Below are 17,090 nucleotides of genomic sequence, written 5' to 3' on the forward strand. Positions count from 1 at the left end.
TTAGATTGCTTTATTTCTTTTTTGTTTTTCTTAGTTAGAAAATTTTTATTATTTGTAAGGACTTTATTTTATTTTTTATAAAAAATGAAACAGAAAATTTTTATTTCTTTATCAGCTATAGCTTCTATAGGTTTAGGCCTTAGTGCAATAGCTTGCTCTGGAGCAAATCAAAGCGGCAATCCTGGAAGTAATAATCCAGTTAATGGCCAAGGCGAGTTGCAAGAAAGAAGAGCTAATTCACTTTTAGGAGCCAATCCCGAAGGGCGAAATAACGCCTTCCAGCAGGATAAAAAAGAAAAAATCGTGCTAGCGGCTAACTTTTTAGGATCTACCGCACAAGCTAACGCACTTGTTGAGCTAGCCAACGCATATAACTCAGATCCTGATGTTAAGACTAAATATGCTGGATTTTTCAAGCCTGTTGAAGTTGAACAAATCGGATCAACTTATTCAGATGGAGCTAAAAAAGTAGCCCAGTATTTAAAAGCTAAAAATAAAAGCGCATTTTACAATCTAGTGCTTAATCACCCAAGCGTGGCAGCCGAGCTTGCAAAAAGCAATATGCTACTAAGCTTTAATGACTCTCTTGGAAGAGAAAATCTAGATACCGATGTTTCGCTTTTTAGCAGCTTATTTACCGATGCTAATACAAACACCGAAAACATTAAAAACCCATCCACATATATTTTGCCAGCGATGAAATCAACTATGGTTTCATCAGTAAACGGACCGGTTTTATATTACATTCTTAAAACCATGGTAGATAATGGCGCTACATTATCGCAAGATAAAGATACCCAAGACTTTTATAACGCATTAATGAAAACTTCTTCATCAGATTTGGAATTTATCAAACAAAAATGAGGAAATCCAGTTGATAACGCTAGAACTTTAGTTACATCAGCGAATTTAACAATATCTAAAGATATGTTTAATAAATATGAAGATTTATTAAACTTTGCAATAGTGGCTCAAAAATTATTTACCAACTCTGCAAATAATCAAAACGATTTACATATTGTTGGAATGGACTTTTCTACCGTTACTTTAAAAACTAGTGTTTTTCCAATTGTAGGAAATGACTACTCTAAATCACTAGAAGCTCCTAGCAAGGTAGCAGGAACTAATAAAGTAAGCTACAATTCACTTTCAACTACTGGTTCTCCTGCTCAAGTTGCAGCTAGAACAGTTTATAACAAGCTAAAAGACGCAGCCGGTTCTGGCGCAGTAGTACTTCAGCCTTTAGGGCAATATTCATCAGGGAAGCAAATTTATCATAACTTTGCGCTTTCTATAGGATCAACTGCTGGTTATTTATATAACTTTATTGACGATATCGCAGCATCAGCTTTAAGATTTACCTTTGATAGCTCGCTAGATAAATTTAGCTTTGATGATAACGATAACCCAGCGGCTTCTAATTATAATAATAGATATTTTGTAAGCTTTAAGCAAGGTAGTGAATATCTTAGCGCAAGTGCTAAAGATAAAAATAAAACCAATGAAGTGCTACTAAGCTTTGGTAAAAACAATAACGCTTTAATAGCCTCAGGTGGCAAAACTGCTTCAGGATCAGATTTCCACATGGTAGATGTTGAATCAGATCAAGCACTTAAAACCGCTTTAGCTGAAGTTACTAAAGATGACAATCAAGAAAATTACAAACTTCTAATTTTAAGACAATCAAGTAATGATGATAATCAACTAGCAACCATGAAAGCTAAAGTTATGAATCTAGCATCAAAAGATACTAAAAAAGAACTTGTATATGCTGGAGTTGCTAAAGGTGGATCGTCATCTAGACCTAGAAATGCAGTTCTTGTATTTGTTAAAACTTCAAATAATAATTTTGTAAAAACTGACTTAGAAAAATACGGAAAACAGCTAGGAGCTAGTGTTAGCCAGCTAACTTCTGCTAATTCACTAAATAAATCTGAATTAGTGGTAATGAATGCTCCTGGAAAATGAAATAAAAATTCAACTAAAAATGTGGCCTTTTTAAGAGGGCCAAGTCTAATTGGAATTAAAGCCAATGAAGAAGACGATAACGCTACAAAAGCTTTTGTTCACTGGCTAGTAACAAACAAAAAAACTTACACTTTCTTTAGTGGAAAAAACAATGAAGTTAGCGCTAGTCCTTCAGAATTTTTCCAAAGACAAATGTCATATTTAATGCCTATTGCTAGTTTTGAAACTTCAACAACTAAATTCAACAATGGCTTTCTAGATAATGCTCTTGAAGTATTTTCAAGTGCAGCTAAAGATCCACAAAACTGAACAACATACGAGCCTCCTGGATCAGAACTTGGTGATTTATTTGATCAAGCCTTAGATTCAGCCTTTAGAAATCTAGGTAACCAAGCTTTAGTAAATACTTCAGCTGATAAGCTACAAAGCTTTGAAGCATTTGTAAATTCATTTACTGAAATCTTTGGATCTTCAAACTAAAAAAATCTTTTATATTAACTTTAAGGATTAAATAAACAAAAAATGTTAAATACCATTAAAAAACTTTTAAAACAAGTTAATCTAAATAAGCTTCAAGTTACCGATGAAGATATGGCTGCGCTTAAAAAATATCGTGAAATCTACGATAAGCAGCACGAAAAAGATATCTCATCTATCGAACTTAAAAACCTTAACATTGACTTTGGTGAAACGCTAGCCGTTGATAACGTTTCATTTAAAATCCCAGAAGGAAAGCTTATTACTCTGCTAGGGCCTTCAGGTTGTGGAAAAACTACAACACTAAATGCCATCGCAGGGCTGCTAACTCCTACTAGTGGAAAAATTCTTTTTAGAGGAAAAGACGTAACTCATTTTACTCCTCAAAAAAGAAAGCTAGGGTTCGTTTTCCAAAACTATGCTTTATATCCTCATTTAAGCGTTTATTCAAATATAACCTTCCCGCTTAAAAATGATGAAAACTGAAAAAATAAAACTTTCATGAAAAGAATTAAGGCAAGAATGGATATTGATCTTTTATATCTAGAAGATATGAACGTTCCTAAAGCCGAGCTAGAAGAGCTTAAAAATTCATTTTTAAGATGAAGATTTATCAAAAACGAACTTGAATACCAAAATTCAGTTCTTTATGCTAAGCTTAGCGATGATCTCGAAAAAGCTCACTCTGAATATAAACTAGAATCAGTTAAATATAATGCCAAAAAAACACTAAGCGCTAAAAAAACACTAGAAGAGCAAAAAAAGGCAAAAGAAGAATACAACTTTGCTTCTAAAAAAGTAGCCGATGACTATAAGCTTGCTAAGCAAAATAATATCGTAGAAACTTCATGAAAAGACGCTAGCTTTTTATCAGATTCAAAATTTGACTTCAAGCTTGATTTAAAAACAGATCTAGAAACTAAAAAAACTCAAGTTAAAGAGCTTAAAGATCTTTTAAAAGAGCTAAGATCAAAAGAGCTAAAAGAATACAGCTACTGAGATAGAGAAAAACTTCTTAAACTAGTTTTAAAGCTAACCCAAGACTTATTAAAACTAAACTTTGCTTTAGAAAATCAGCAGCTTTCTACCGTTGACAAACAAAACTTAGCCCTAAAACTAGAAGCTTATAAAAAAGCTAAAGAAGACTTCAAAAAAATCTTAGATGAAAACCAAGAATATAAAACTCTTAAAACTCATCTAAAAAGACTTCCACTAGTAGCTGAAAAAGTTTTCTTCGATAAATGAAGAGAGCTTAGAAAACACCTTGAAGGTAAAAATCTTAAAGAGTTTCAAAATTCATGATCAGAAGAAAAACATGAAAAACTAAAAGAATACTCAAAAGATAACGTTTCACTTAAAAAAGCAATCCACAACGAAGTTATGGAAGTTGCTAAAAGAGTTGAAATTACCAAAATTCTTCAAAAGAAACCAACAAGACTTTCAGGTGGTCAACAACAAAGGGTATCTATCGCTAGAGCTATTGTTAAAAAACCAGATATTTTATTAATGGACGAGCCGCTATCAAACTTAGATGCTAAACTTAGAATTTCAACTCGTCAATGAATTAGACAGATTCAACAATCTCTTAAAATAACAACCGTTTTTGTTACTCACGACCAAGAAGAGGCAATGAGCATCTCTGACATCGTTATTTGTATGGATTTTGGTAAAGTAAAACAAATTGGTTCTCCTATCGAGCTATATAACAAACCAAATAACTTATTTGTGGCCAAATTCCTTGGAATGCCTGAAATGGGACTCTTCCCTGCAACTTTTGAAAAAAATAAAATCAAAGTTAATAATTTAACTCTAAAAAATAAATTTAAAGTAGCAAATAAAGACTTTGCTGATCTTCAAATTGGAGTTAGAGCTGAAGATTTTGTTTTACATAGATATAAAAAAGATGCCGACTTTAGCGGAAGAATTATCGTAAAAGAAAACTTCGGTAAAGAATCTAAATTAGTAGTTGAAATTGAAAATGTGGGTAATGTTAACTTTTTAGTATCAAACGACGCTAACTACAAGCTATATGATGAAATTCACTTTAGCTTGCCAGTTAATAAACTTCACGTTTTTGATAGCTTAACTTCTGAAAGGCTTGAATATGAAGTTGCAAGCTAAAAATCCTGTTAAAGAATTTTTAAAAACCAAGCTTTTCGCGCAACAGTTTTTAATTAAAAAACAATCGCAAGGTAAAAAAACTATTTCATCAACAGTTTTAGATAAAAAAATTCCAGCTTGAAAGACACTTTTAATTCTTTCTCCTGCGATATTTTTACTTATTTTATTTACCGTTATACCTTTAATTTTTAACATTCAAACCTCATTTACTGATCGGGCAAATAGATTTACGCTTCAAAACTACGTAACTACATTTACTGACATTAGATTTGCAATCGGTTTTAGAAACTCATTTATTTATGGAATATTAGTTCTTCCATTTGTAATGATTATTTCACTTGTTATATCAAGTTTAATTGCATCTTTATATCGAAAATACGCTAAAGGTATATGACAATCTGTTTTCTTTATGCCATATATAACAAATTCAGTAGCAATTTCACTTGCTTTTGTACAAATATTTGCCTCAAATGGGATATTAAATCAAATAATAGGCGGAAATACTCCATGACTTCAAACTGGAAATACTCAAACTTTTAATGCATTAGTAGCGCTAATTATTAACGGAGTTTGAGGAGGGCTTGCCTTTAACATTTTAATATTTACAACCGCAATGCTTGGAATTGACAAAAACTTGTACAAATCAGCTGCAATTGATGGTTGTGGTGGAATTAAAACCTTTTTTACAATTACAATTCCTTCTATTAAAGGAACTATAAACTTTTTAATTACGCTGGGAATAATCGGTGGAATTAAAGTTTTCCCACTTGCATTATTTCAAAATAGTCCAACTGACGCGGTAGCCAATGGTGCTTCAACTATAATGATTTATGTTTATATAGTTACTCAAATTGGAAACTTCCAACTAGCCGGAGCTGCATCGCTTTCATTATTTATAATCGGAATTATCTATTCATCTGTGATTCGTGGAGGATTTTTCACGATTCAATTATCATTTACATTCTTAGGGGAGAGAAATGTTTGGGTTAAAGTTAAAAACACTGATTTACTTCAATCAAAGAAAATTAAAAGCTAGTGCTGAAAAATCTTCATCAATAGTTAAAGATTCGAGTTTTACTGGCGTTTTATTTTCTAGCGTTTTAAAATTAATTTCACTTTGTTTTTTTGGTGTAATTATTTTATTTCCGTTTTTCTTAATGATAAGCCTTTCGCTTTTTAACGATATTGAATCACAAAATCTAGCCAACGAATTTAAACTTATTCCTTCATTTTCTAAAGGGCCTAGCTTTAAAAATGGAGCTCTTCAAGATCTTCCTTGAAAAGAAGTAGTTCAAAATACCTATACAAGAGCATTTTCAACTGGGTATTGAAACTCGCTAATTATTACCTTTTTAAACGTTTTAGTTTCAGTGGTGCTAAAAGTTATAGTAACCATGCTTATGGGATATGCATTTAGCCTTAAAAACTGAAGAGGAAAAAACGTTATTTGATTCTTTGTTTTAGCGCTTTTAGTTCTTCCAGAAATAGCACTTCTTTCTGGACAGCTACAAGTGGTATTTAGATTAAAACTTAACGCTACATACTTTGGATTTGTTTTAACAATAGCACTTCCTTTTGTTGCTAGCATATTTAACGCGATAATGTATAAAACTGCCTTTGAAGCTATTCCAGATAGAATTAAAGAAGTAGCACTAGTAGATGGAGCTGTAGGACACAAATACTTTTTAAAAATTGCCGCTCCTATGGTTTTACCTACCACATTAACCGTGGTAATACTAACAGCTCTAGCGGCGTGAAATGCCTACCTATGACCTTCGCTAACTTCAACTGGAAGCACAAAAGATTTCCAAGTTCTATCAGTTTGATTATTTAAAGCCGGAATAGATCCTGATGTTCAAGATTCATCGGCAAACATTCAACAAAACGTAAAAATGGCAGCATCAATTATTGCAATTCTTCCAATGTTTTTAGTTTATCTATTATTTAGAAAAAGAATTATGGCAGCTATCTCAAGACAAGGAAGCACAATTAAAGGGTAGTTATGAAAAAATACAAATTAAAAGTTACTCTTTGATTATTAACTGCCATCTTTTCACTTATTATGATAATAGTGCTTTCATCAATGATTGTTACTATTGAAAATACTCTAGCTTTAGCTCGCCAGGTAGAGCTAGATACCACCATTACCAATAGCTATGGATTTATCAAAGCTTACGCTATTGGAGCTATTGCCTTTTTTTCAATTATTACTTTAATGGGAAGCGCGATTTCTTATGCTGGATTTAAATCATGAAAATACGCGGAGATGTTTGGATAATGAGAAAAAAACTTAAATTTTTCCTAGCTGGAGCTGCAGTGCTGACTCTTCCTGCTATTAGCGTTTCATGTTTATATGAAAATGATAAAACCATTAAATTTGCTAGAACATTTTTAAATGAAAATGCCATTTTAGAAAAACAAAAATCAATGCCAAAGCATCAAAATTTAGTTGTTCAAAAATTTTTAGATGCTTTATATAGTTCAAATTTATTAACATATACTTTTAGTGATTTTGACTATCGTATTAAAGCCAATATTTCAGGATTTTCTCTAACTCAAAAAATCAATGGATCTAGCGTTAGTGCCACTGAAGATGAAATTAGAAAAGCTCTTGAAGAGTTTTTAAAAGATACTCCATTTTACGCGTCTTATTTAGTGAATAAAAACACAAAAAATGACTATCTAAAATTCAGTAACGACACTGTTAAAAGAGTTAATTTTTCAGTTCCTCAAGGAATATTTAATACCATCCCTACTTTTATATTTAACCCAATCGAAGAAAAATATAAAAGTGAATTTTTAACTTTATCAGACTTCCAAAACAACATTGAAAAAGCCTACCAAATGGCTAGATCAATTTTTAGAGAATTTTCATTTTTCATAAACAAAGAAGAAGATAATAAAGTAGCCGCTGAACCTGAAAAATTCCAAAGCGTTTTAGGAATTAATTCTGGTTTTGGAGCTACATATCTAATCGATGGAGTTAACCCAAGTACTAGAGGAAAAGATGATGGATTTAAAGTTTTAGATAGCGACACACTTGACGATCCAGAGCTGCAAAAACTATTTTTATCAGACTATCAGAGATTTGTATCTTTATATCCACATTTACTTTTCTTTGAAAGCATAACTTCTGTTAGAAATAGAATAACTTCAGCGCAAGCTAGCATTGAAGCTATCGAAAAAACTATTTCATCTACAAGTAATTCAGCACAAAGACAATCACTATCACAAAGTCTTAAAAGCTTTCAAGATATTAAAGATACCGCTGAAAAAGAAATTGAAAAATTTAACTCAGATAGACAAGAAATGAAAAATCTATCAGATGAATTAGTAGCTTTAAATAATTCTACAAATGCTGATGAAAATCTCAAAAAACAAAAGCAAGACGAATTAGATAAATTAGTAGCTTTTTATCAAGAAGATATCGATAAAATCAAATCTAAATTTGCAAGAAATAGCAGAAATTCATTTACTGATATTTACCATTTAAATGAATTATTTGCCAAAATTTTATTTACCTTTGGTGCATATAAAACTCAAATCATTCGTGGAAGCTATCAAGAGGCTGATCCTGCAAACCCAGGAGAGACTAAAAAACAAACAATTTGATGACTTGAAGTCTTTGACTACAAAGACTCAAAATGAAAAATTATTGATGTATATAAAGACTATTTAATGGTCGATAAATTAGGTGAAGAAAATTCTTCAAATAATGTATTGAATAATTTAAATTATAAAGTACAATTATATATATCTTTACCTAGCAATTATAAAATTGACTCAGAGTTTAAAGATATAGCCCATATAAAATCAAACATACAATAAAGGAAATTTTAGACATATAATGAAAAATAAAAAAATAGTTCTAGCGGCTAGTGGTGCGCTATCTGTTTTCGCTTTATCTTCAGTTATTTCTTGTGGAGATAAAACTGATGGTGGATCTGGTGGTAATACCGGTTCAGAATTCAATATTAAGCAGAACGAAGTTTCTCCTGAAGAATGAAAAAGAATTAATAACTCAAGCGCTGGAGTAAATCCTTCTGCTAGAAATAAAAAATTCGATCAAGATGCAAGCGATAGAATCGTTCTTGGTGCTCCATGAAGCGAAGGAGAAGAAAGATTTAGAGTTCTTCAAAGATTTGCAGAAGTTTATAATGCTGATGCAGAAGTAAAAGCTTCACCGTTTTACAAACAACTTGTTGTTCAAAATGCTGGAAATGGTTATTCAGATGGTAACAAACAAGTTGCTAACTATTTAAGAGCTGGAAATACCTCTTCATTTTATAACCTAACGCTTAATTATTCAAACGTAGCTGCTAGATTAGCAGAATACAACATGCTTTTAAACTTTAACTCTTTAGATAGAAGATTAAATGTTGACTTAAGCAGCTTTTCACCACAATTTACCGGTGAAAACACAAGAACCTCATTTGTTGTTAATGCTGGTTCATATATTCTTCCATTTTTAAAATCTGGAACAACACTAGCAGTTAACGCTCCTGTTTTATCTTACATTTTAGATAAAATGCAAGAAAATGGTGCAACATTAAAAATGAGCGATTCTGACTTTAAATCATTCTATGATGACTTAAAAGCTAAAGGTGCAGCCGATAGAGAAGCAGTTAAAGAACTGTGAGGTGAAGTAAGCAATGATGGTAAAGCAGCTTTAAGTGGATATGAAGTTAGCATGGATACTTTCAGAGCTTTTTCACCATTAACTGACTTTGCTAAAAAAGCTCAAGATTTATTTACTAAAACAAGAAATAATCCATCAGGACAACTTCACATTATTGGGATTGATGATCCTGCTGGAACATATCAATCACAAGTTCTTGCAGCCAATGGTGGAGATGATAGCTTAGGAGTTGAAGCTCCAACAAAAACAAATGGAGTTCCTGGTGCATCATATACAGGTCTTACAACAAAGGGATCACCAACTCAAGATAAAGGTAAAGAAATTTATGATAAATTTGTTGAAACCTCAAAAAATGGTGGACTTGTTTTCCAAAACAATGCCGGAAGCGTTCGTACAACAACTTTAATGATTACACATAGATTCGCAATGGGAATTGTTTCAACATCACACTGAGGAAGATCATATATCGACTCTACAAAAGTAACTAATTCAAAGGAATATGTAAACTCAGAAGTTCCTTCATATTCAACTTCAACTCTTAACTCAGGTGTAGTTGAAGCTGCTACAAAAACAGCTAATTATAAAGTAGATTACACTCTTAAAAAAGGTGCAACCGATAAAAAACCTTCATATGAAGTTTACCTAAGCACAAGCGATGTTCAAGAAAGCGCTTTAGGAAGAAACGGATATAAATTAGATAAAAAAGCAGACGACACAGCATTTAAAGCTGGAGTTGCAGTAAAAACAGAAACCTCAAAAGTTTTAGTATTATTTCAAAATACAGGTCAAGATTCTAAAGTTGATTTAGATAAAATGGTGAAAAAAGTACAATCAGCTGCTTCTGCTTCAAATAGTAACTTTGTTTATATGGGTACTGGAAAAAGCTCTAGAGGCGTAAGCGCAGTATTTGTATTAGTTAAAGATGGAATGACTGACGGAACTGCTTTATCTTCACTTGGATATACAGTTAAATCAATAACAACCGCAAACCAATTAAATGAAAATGAAATTATTGCGTTAAATGTTCCTGGAAAATGAAAAAATGAAAACCCTAAAAACGTTGTATACGTTCAAGGGCCAAGCTTAATTGGAATTCACTCAAATGAAGCAGGAAATAACGCTACAAGATTATTCCTAAAATGACTTCTATCAAATAAAAAATTAAACTTTGATGCTACTGATGCAACAAAAATGGAAACTGCAATTGAATACTTCCAAAGAAAAGTTGGATACGTAACTCCTACAACAGAATTTTCAAAACCAGCAACAAAACAAATTTTTGAAGGATTAAAAAACCCTTACGCATTATCAGCATATAACCAATTCCTTCTAGTTTCAGCAGATCCAGATAAAAATATTGCATATTACTCACCTGGAACAACACTTCAAAACGAATTTAGATCAGGAATTAACTCACAATTTAGTACAGTTCAAAATTCTTCTCAAAATGGTACAAATGCCCCAACATTTGATCAATTTGCAGAAAGTGTTGTATCAACCGTTAGAGCTACTAACAACTAATAACTAAATTTCCTAATTAATAATAAAAGTAAATAGCTTTTAGTAGAGATATTTATTTTTTTAATTTAATATAATAAATAATAATGAAAAAGCCTTTTAAAAAACTATTTATTTTATCGCTTTCTTTGCCTGCTGCTTTAGCGGCAAGTTCATGTAGTTCTTTTAGTTTTTATCCTTATAAAAACACATATAACGAAGCTTTTTCTAAAGTTGAAGCTAAACATAATAAACTAGAAAATTCATCTAATAAATATTTAAAAGCCGCTTTTGATAATTATTATGAAAATGCTAAAAAAATAAACCAAGACTCTATAGATAACCCAGATCATTTTAATGATAATATCTACATCCAACTTGGTGCTTCAATTAACGCAATTTTAAAATCAGTTGAAATTATAGAAAAAGATGTTTTACGCGGAAGACAGCCAAATTCGCCAGAATTTCTGGAAATCTACGAGCTTATATGAGGAAAAATTTCCGAACATCAAAGTCAGTTAGAGACTTTAATCATTAATTCTTTGAATTCAATTGCGTCAAATATAACTTCAACTAATTTGTCACAAGAAACTTTAGATAAATTAAAAAAAGTTAGTGATAGTTTTAATAACTATATATCTTATTATTATCAAATAATTAAAACGCATAAATCTAACTTTTATGAAACGCTAAAATTTTCTCAAAGCTTTGACGATAAAAAAAGCGTTGAAATTATAAATGATATAAATTCTAAATTTCTTTTATATACAAATTATGTAAATGAAATAATGACAAATCCAAATTATAACTATATAGAAAATGAAAATGATTTTAAAATAACAATTTTAGGAGACTAATGAAAATTAATTCATCAAAAATTGCAAGAGAGGCAATTGAAAAATATCAAAATATTATTATCTTTCATCATATTCGTCCTGATGGAGACTGCCTTGGATCTCAATTTGGACTAGCAGAATTAATAAGAGATAACTATCCAGATAAAAAAGTATATTGCGTTGGAAATAACTACAATTCATTTGAATTTATGGATTTTAAATTTGATAAATTCGAAGACATAGACTTTTCAAATTCACTAGCTATAGTTAACGATGCGTCAAGCGGTGATAGAATCGAAGAAGCGCAGCTTTTATACGAAAATAAAACAACAGCTAAGCTTAGAATAGATCACCATCCTAATGATTCAGATATTAAATACGATTATCTATGAGTAGATTCAAGCTACGTGGCTGCCGCTGAAATGATCGCTAAGCTTGCCTATGATTCAAAATGAAAAGTAAGCCAAAGAGCTTCTAGTTTTATATACTTAGGAATAAATACCGATTCTGGAAGATTTTTATATCCAGCTACTAGTAGAAGAACTTATAATCTAGTTAGCTTTTTAATGAAAAATAAATTTCATCCTAGTTTTATTTTAAAAAACCTTTCAAAAAGAAGTTTAAAAGGGCTAAAATTCACCGGACATTTACTATCTAATTTTCAAAAAGATGGAAGAGTTTTATATTACTATGCTAGCCAAGAAACTCAAAAACAATTTGATTTAAATTCATATGAAATTGCAATGTTTGTTAATGAACTTGCAAACATTGAAAATAATTTAATTTGAGTTTTATTTATCGAACTTGAAGATAAAAAAGTTAGAGGTCGTCTAAGATCTAGCGGCCCTCAAGTTAATTTAATAGCTAAAGAATTCAATGGCGGAGGCCATGAAAATGCCTCAGGAATTACTTTAGATAGCATTGATGAAATTCCTAAAGTATTAGCAAAATTAAATGCAGAGATTTTAAAATATGAAAATGGTAATTAATTCACATAAATTAGCAGTAGAAAAAATAAAGCAGCACAATTCAATTGTTATTTTTCATCACGTAATTCCTGATGGAGACTGCCTTGGATCTCAATTTGGTCTTAAGAATTTACTTCAAGATAATTTTCCTGATAAAAAAATTTATTGCGTAGGTGATTCTAAAAATAACTTCCAATTTTTAGATATTAAAATGGATAACAATCTAGTAACTGAAGAAGTTATGAAAAACTCACTTGCTATCGTGGTAGACACCAGCGATAAAAAATGAGTTGAAAATTCGTATCTATTAGATAAAAACTTATTTTTAGAAGTTTTAAGAATAGATCATCATCCTAACGATGAAGATAATCTAAATACCAAGCTTAAATGAGTAGATTCAAGCTATGTGGCTTGCGATGAAATGATCGCTCACATGGCCCTTTTAGAAAACTGAAAAATATCTAAAAAAGCAGCTGAATTTTTATATCTAGGAATTAATACTGATTCAGGAAGATTTTTATTTTCAAATACCAGCGCTAGAACTTTTCATATTTTATGAAAGCTCTACGAAACCGGTTTTGACGCCAATAAGCTTCTTCTTAATATGTCACTAGTTTCTAAAGATGACTTTCAATATAACGCATTTTTAATTAATAGCTTAAAAACATATCAAAACGTAGCTTATATAGTAACTAAGCAAACAGATCTTAAAAGATTTAACAAGTGTTCCGATGATGCGGTTAACGTTAATTTAATAGCTAATATTAATGGACATCCAATTTGAGTTCAATTTATTGAAATGGAAGATGGCAAAATTAAAGTTAAAGCCAGATCAAATGGTCCTAGCGTTAGAAATATCTGCCAAGAATATAATGGCGGAGGCCACGAAAGAGCTAGTGGCTGCGTTTTAGATAGCTTTAGCGATATTAAGGGCTTTTTAGCTAGATGCCAGCAAGAAATAAAAACACAATAATTTAGTATTATTTGCTTAATAAATTTTATTTTTTATATAACTTAATTAGGAAATATAAAAAGCTAATAAGTTTTTTATTTACATTTATTTATGGATAAAGAATTAAATTTTAATACCTACAAACACCAAAGACAAGATCTTTTACTTGAACTTGAAACTAATTTAGTTAAAAAACTAAATTTAGTTAAAAAAACTCCACCGGTAAAACTTAGTGGAAATTTTGGCAACGAAAATAACTACGTTGAGTTTTTTGTCAAAGACTTTTCTCAATATACAAGCCAGCTATATAAGTGAAATAAAATTTCGCTTAAAAACTTTGATAAATATGAAGGTTTATATAATATGCCAGGACCATATTATTTAAATGAATCTGGTCAATATAGCTACAACGCTAAATTATTGTCATGAGCGCAAGTTATAGATTATAGCGATAGAAACCTTGTCTTTTTAAAAAAGAGCGCAAATAAAGTATTTTTAGCGCTTAAAGCTACTGAAAAGTTTTTTGTTAAAAAGTATAGTCTTTCTAAAAAGCTAGGTGAAAAGGTTTTTTTAATTACTACCGATATGCTTTATAAGCAATATCCTAATTTAGATGCATCACAAAGAGAAGATGAAATAACCAAAGAACATAAAGTAGTTTTTGTTTATAAAATAGGATATAACCTTCCAGATAAAAAGCCTCACTCAGAAAAAGTCTTTGACGATCATGATTGAAAATTAAATGGTGATTTATTTTTCTATGATGAGGAAAATAAAAAGGCTGTTAAGCTTGCAAATCTTGGAATAAGCGTTGATGAAATAAATTTATTAAAGCAAAAAGTTTATCTAAAACTTAGCGATACTACTTTAGATAGATATCATCATGAAGTATTGGCGCGAAGCTTGCCATATTCAATTTCAGGAGAAATTTTTCAAGATCAATTAATAGAGCTTTTTTTAGGAACAAAACAAGAAAGTAATAATGGAAAGTAAAGAAAAAATAGAAGTAGGTTATACTAATATTTCTTATAAAAAAGGTGATTTATTTATACAAGAAAAAACCTATAATGGATTTAATCACCGGTTAGATTTAAGCGAGCTTAAAAAGCTAGATTTTGTGCCAGAGCTTATCTCTGATAGTGAAAAAGAAGTTACCTGAAAATGAATCGAAACTCAGCAGTTAGAGCTTAGCGATGAAAATATTAAAAAGATAGCGCATAATTTTAAAAAGTTGCATAATTCTGGATGTAATTTTCCTAAAAATAATTTATCAGAGCGCATTAAAAAATATCTAAAAATTATTAATTCAAAAAATATTAAAATCGATGAAATTAATAATTTTTATTCTAAGGTAAATTTGATTCTATCTAACATGAAAGGAAATGCTCCGTTGCATAATGATATCTATCAAAGCAATCTATTATGAGGCGTTGATGATAAGATGTATTTTGTCGATTGAGAATACGCTTCAATGGGAGATAAGCATTTTGATCTAGCTTATTTTATTTGCGCCGGGCATTTATCACCTGAAAGAGAAAAGCTGCTGTTAGAAACCTATGAAGATTACCAAGAAGAATATATTTTGCAACATAAAATCGTGGTTTATTACTTGATAATTTTATGAGTAAACGCGCAACCTATTAAGCATTTTGATGATAAGCCCTACATTCAAAAAATGCTAAAAGCTGAAGAGTTTTTCCAAAAACGTAAAAAAGAAAAATTTCAATAAAAAAACAAAAAAAGCTCCAACAAAGGGAGCTTTTAAATTTCAATTATTAGATTTTAGAATTTAAAGTGTTGATTAAAATCCTAAGTTTTCATCAGACATCAACTAAATTAAAATCAACTATATTTATCTTCTTCGTCTTCTTCTTGAGATTCTTCAGCTTCGTCTTCCTTTGTTGAAGCAGAAGCTTCATGGGTATTACGCCCAAAAGGAAATTCATTTGTAGAAGTCTTTTCTTGTAAGCTTTCATCTAAGTCTCATGCGAAATTACTTTCTTGAGTACTTGTTTGAGTTTGGCTTTGATTTTGTGAATCACTGCTAAAATCTGAATATGATTTGCTAAATGAATATTTGCCAGAGTCTTCGGTCTTGACTTCTTCTGTTTGAAAGGCTTCAAATTCACCAGAATCATCCCCAACTAATTCTTGTGAATTATCAAAACTTTCTTGAGAATAATCTTGATAGAATTCTTCAGGCTTACTAAAGGTTTCTCTAATTTCTTCTTGCGATTCTTCTAGAGCTACTTCTTGAGTAGATGACATTAGTCACATATCAAATTCGTCTTTGTTTTGATGGAAAGCTTGAGCTTCGGCTGAAGAGTTTCTTACTGGTGATTCTTCTTCAAAAGACTGTGAAAAGTCTTTATCAAAATCTTCATTTTCAAGAAAATCTTGAGCCTCTACTATTTTATCACGATCTATAGAGTCGCCTATAAAACTTTTTGCAGCTTCACGAGAAGTATCCATATTTAATAAACTTGGATTTCTTCTAACTTCTTCTTCGGTGTAAATAATTGCTTCACCGGCGATAACTGATACTTTAAATACTTCAGCGTTGTCTTTGGTTTCAACTGCTTCTTGACCGATGATGCAATCGTATTCTTCTTGGTCATCACTTCTATTTTGTGAAAGAATTTCATGCACTTTTTTAATTGCAGTATTAATTTCGTGAAGTGTAGCTTTTTTATCATGTTGAATATTAACTAAAATTTTATTAGCAGATTTAATTGGATATTCATATAAGTTTTGCTCGAAAGCTTTTTCAACTGCTTTAGTAGCTCTATCTTTACCGGTAGCTTGTCCTATTCCTACAACAGCTAGTCCTGATCCGCCTAAAATTTTAACCACGTCAGCGTAGTCGATATTAATAGTTCCGATTCTATATAAAATATCGTGGAATGCCAAAATAATATTTTTTAAAGTAATATTAGCTAGTTGGAATGAATCTTCAATTGGAAGATCTCCAAAGTTTTCAGCAAGTTTATCATTTGATAACACGATATATGAATCAACTACTTTAGAAAGTTCTTGAATTCCATTTTTAGCAATTCTTTTTCTCTTTGGCCCTTCGTAGCTAAATGGAGTTGTAACAATACCAATAGTTAGCGCTCCCATTTTTTTAGCAGCTTCGGCAATAACAGGAGCGGCTCCGGTTCCGGTTCCTCCTCCTAGTCCTGCAGTAACTAAAACAACATCCGCACCTTTTAAGGCTTCTTCAATTTCGTCAACAGATTCTCTAGCTGATTTTTCTCCGATTTCAGGATCAGATCCTGCTCCAAGACCTCTAGTGTCTTTTCCTAGAGAAATTTTATTTTCACATGGATTTAGTGAAAGCGCTTGATCGTCGGTGTTTGCGATAATGAAATTAACGTTGCTAAAACCAGCTGCTTGGATCATTTTAACAGCGTTATTTCCTCCACCTCCAACTCCAATTACGCATAGTTTAATTTTAGAAACGTTAGCAGCTTCATTGTCATATAAATTCTCAGATGAAGTTAAATCATCAAAAACTGGTTTTTCTGAATAACTATCGCTATGTAATATGTTTTTCATTTTATGAATCCTCTATGTAAATTTAAGTTAATACTAAATATTATTTATATTTTATACTTTTTTTGCGATTTTAA

Annotated in this window: 13 protein-coding genes; 12 read left to right on the forward strand and 1 reads right to left on the reverse strand. The window is 30.9% G+C overall.

What is annotated here, in order from left to right; genetic code table 4:
- Positions 1 to 84 precede the first annotated feature (84 nt).
- The 12 genes from VY93_RS01790 (at position 85) to VY93_RS01845 (ending at position 15,187) form a co-directional block, all read left to right on the forward strand.
- Positions 85 to 2,448: a P68 family surface lipoprotein gene (locus VY93_RS01790; protein WP_020003178.1), complete on the forward strand. Its 2,364-nt coding sequence runs from the start codon at positions 85 to 87 to the stop codon at positions 2,446 to 2,448.
- A gap of 42 nt (positions 2,449 to 2,490) precedes the next feature.
- Complete coding sequence (locus tag VY93_RS01795) at positions 2,491 to 4,566, forward strand: ATP-binding cassette domain-containing protein (RefSeq protein ID WP_020003179.1); 2,076 nt, start codon at positions 2,491 to 2,493, stop codon at positions 4,564 to 4,566.
- The gene (locus tag VY93_RS01800; protein ID WP_020003180.1) at positions 4,550 to 5,602 is read left to right on the forward strand and encodes a carbohydrate ABC transporter permease; all 1,053 of its coding nucleotides are present in this window, start codon (positions 4,550 to 4,552) and stop codon (positions 5,600 to 5,602) included. The genes VY93_RS01795 and VY93_RS01800 overlap by 17 nt, the downstream gene beginning before the upstream one ends.
- Positions 5,544 to 6,566: a carbohydrate ABC transporter permease gene (locus tag VY93_RS01805; RefSeq protein ID WP_020003181.1), complete on the forward strand. Its 1,023-nt coding sequence runs from the start codon at positions 5,544 to 5,546 to the stop codon at positions 6,564 to 6,566. Before VY93_RS01800 ends, VY93_RS01805 begins: the two co-directional genes overlap by 59 nt.
- 2 nt (positions 6,567 to 6,568) lie before the next feature.
- A complete protein-coding gene (locus VY93_RS01810) occupies positions 6,569 to 6,844 on the forward strand; it encodes a hypothetical protein (RefSeq protein WP_020003182.1) in 276 nt (91 codons plus the stop codon).
- Positions 6,844 to 8,394: a coiled-coil domain-containing protein gene (locus VY93_RS01815; RefSeq protein WP_020003183.1), complete on the forward strand. Its 1,551-nt coding sequence runs from the start codon at positions 6,844 to 6,846 to the stop codon at positions 8,392 to 8,394. Before VY93_RS01810 ends, VY93_RS01815 begins: the two co-directional genes overlap by 1 nt.
- 19 nt (positions 8,395 to 8,413) lie before the next feature.
- A complete protein-coding gene (locus VY93_RS01820; RefSeq protein WP_020003184.1) occupies positions 8,414 to 10,726 on the forward strand; it encodes a P68 family surface lipoprotein in 2,313 nt (770 codons plus the stop codon).
- An 83-nt stretch (positions 10,727 to 10,809) separates the two neighbouring features.
- A complete protein-coding gene (locus tag VY93_RS01825) occupies positions 10,810 to 11,559 on the forward strand; it encodes a hypothetical protein (RefSeq protein ID WP_020003185.1) in 750 nt (249 codons plus the stop codon).
- A complete protein-coding gene (locus VY93_RS01830; RefSeq protein WP_020003186.1) occupies positions 11,559 to 12,527 on the forward strand; it encodes a DHH family phosphoesterase in 969 nt (322 codons plus the stop codon). Before VY93_RS01825 ends, VY93_RS01830 begins: the two co-directional genes overlap by 1 nt.
- Positions 12,517 to 13,479, forward strand: coding sequence for a DHH family phosphoesterase (locus VY93_RS01835; RefSeq protein WP_026365201.1), 963 nt, complete (start codon positions 12,517 to 12,519; stop codon positions 13,477 to 13,479). The genes VY93_RS01830 and VY93_RS01835 overlap by 11 nt, the downstream gene beginning before the upstream one ends.
- Before the next feature lie 90 nt (positions 13,480 to 13,569).
- A complete protein-coding gene (locus VY93_RS01840; RefSeq protein WP_020003188.1) occupies positions 13,570 to 14,451 on the forward strand; it encodes a class-II aminoacyl-tRNA synthetase family protein in 882 nt (293 codons plus the stop codon).
- On the forward strand, positions 14,441 to 15,187 hold the full coding sequence (locus VY93_RS01845) for a phosphotransferase (RefSeq protein WP_020003189.1): 747 nt from the start codon (positions 14,441 to 14,443) through the stop codon (positions 15,185 to 15,187). Before VY93_RS01840 ends, VY93_RS01845 begins: the two co-directional genes overlap by 11 nt.
- Before the next feature lie 107 nt (positions 15,188 to 15,294).
- On the opposite strand, the gene ftsZ is transcribed toward VY93_RS01845, so the two are convergent.
- Positions 15,295 to 17,016, reverse strand: a complete 1,722-nt coding sequence (ftsZ, locus tag VY93_RS01850) for a cell division protein FtsZ (RefSeq protein WP_020003190.1) — start codon at positions 17,014 to 17,016, stop codon at positions 15,295 to 15,297.
- Positions 17,017 to 17,090: the final 74 nt, after the last annotated feature.

The sequence above is a fragment of the Mycoplasmopsis synoviae ATCC 25204 genome (assembly GCF_000969765.1).
GTDB classification, from domain to species: Bacteria; Bacillota_I; Bacilli_A; order Mycoplasmatales; family Metamycoplasmataceae; genus Mycoplasmopsis; species Mycoplasmopsis synoviae.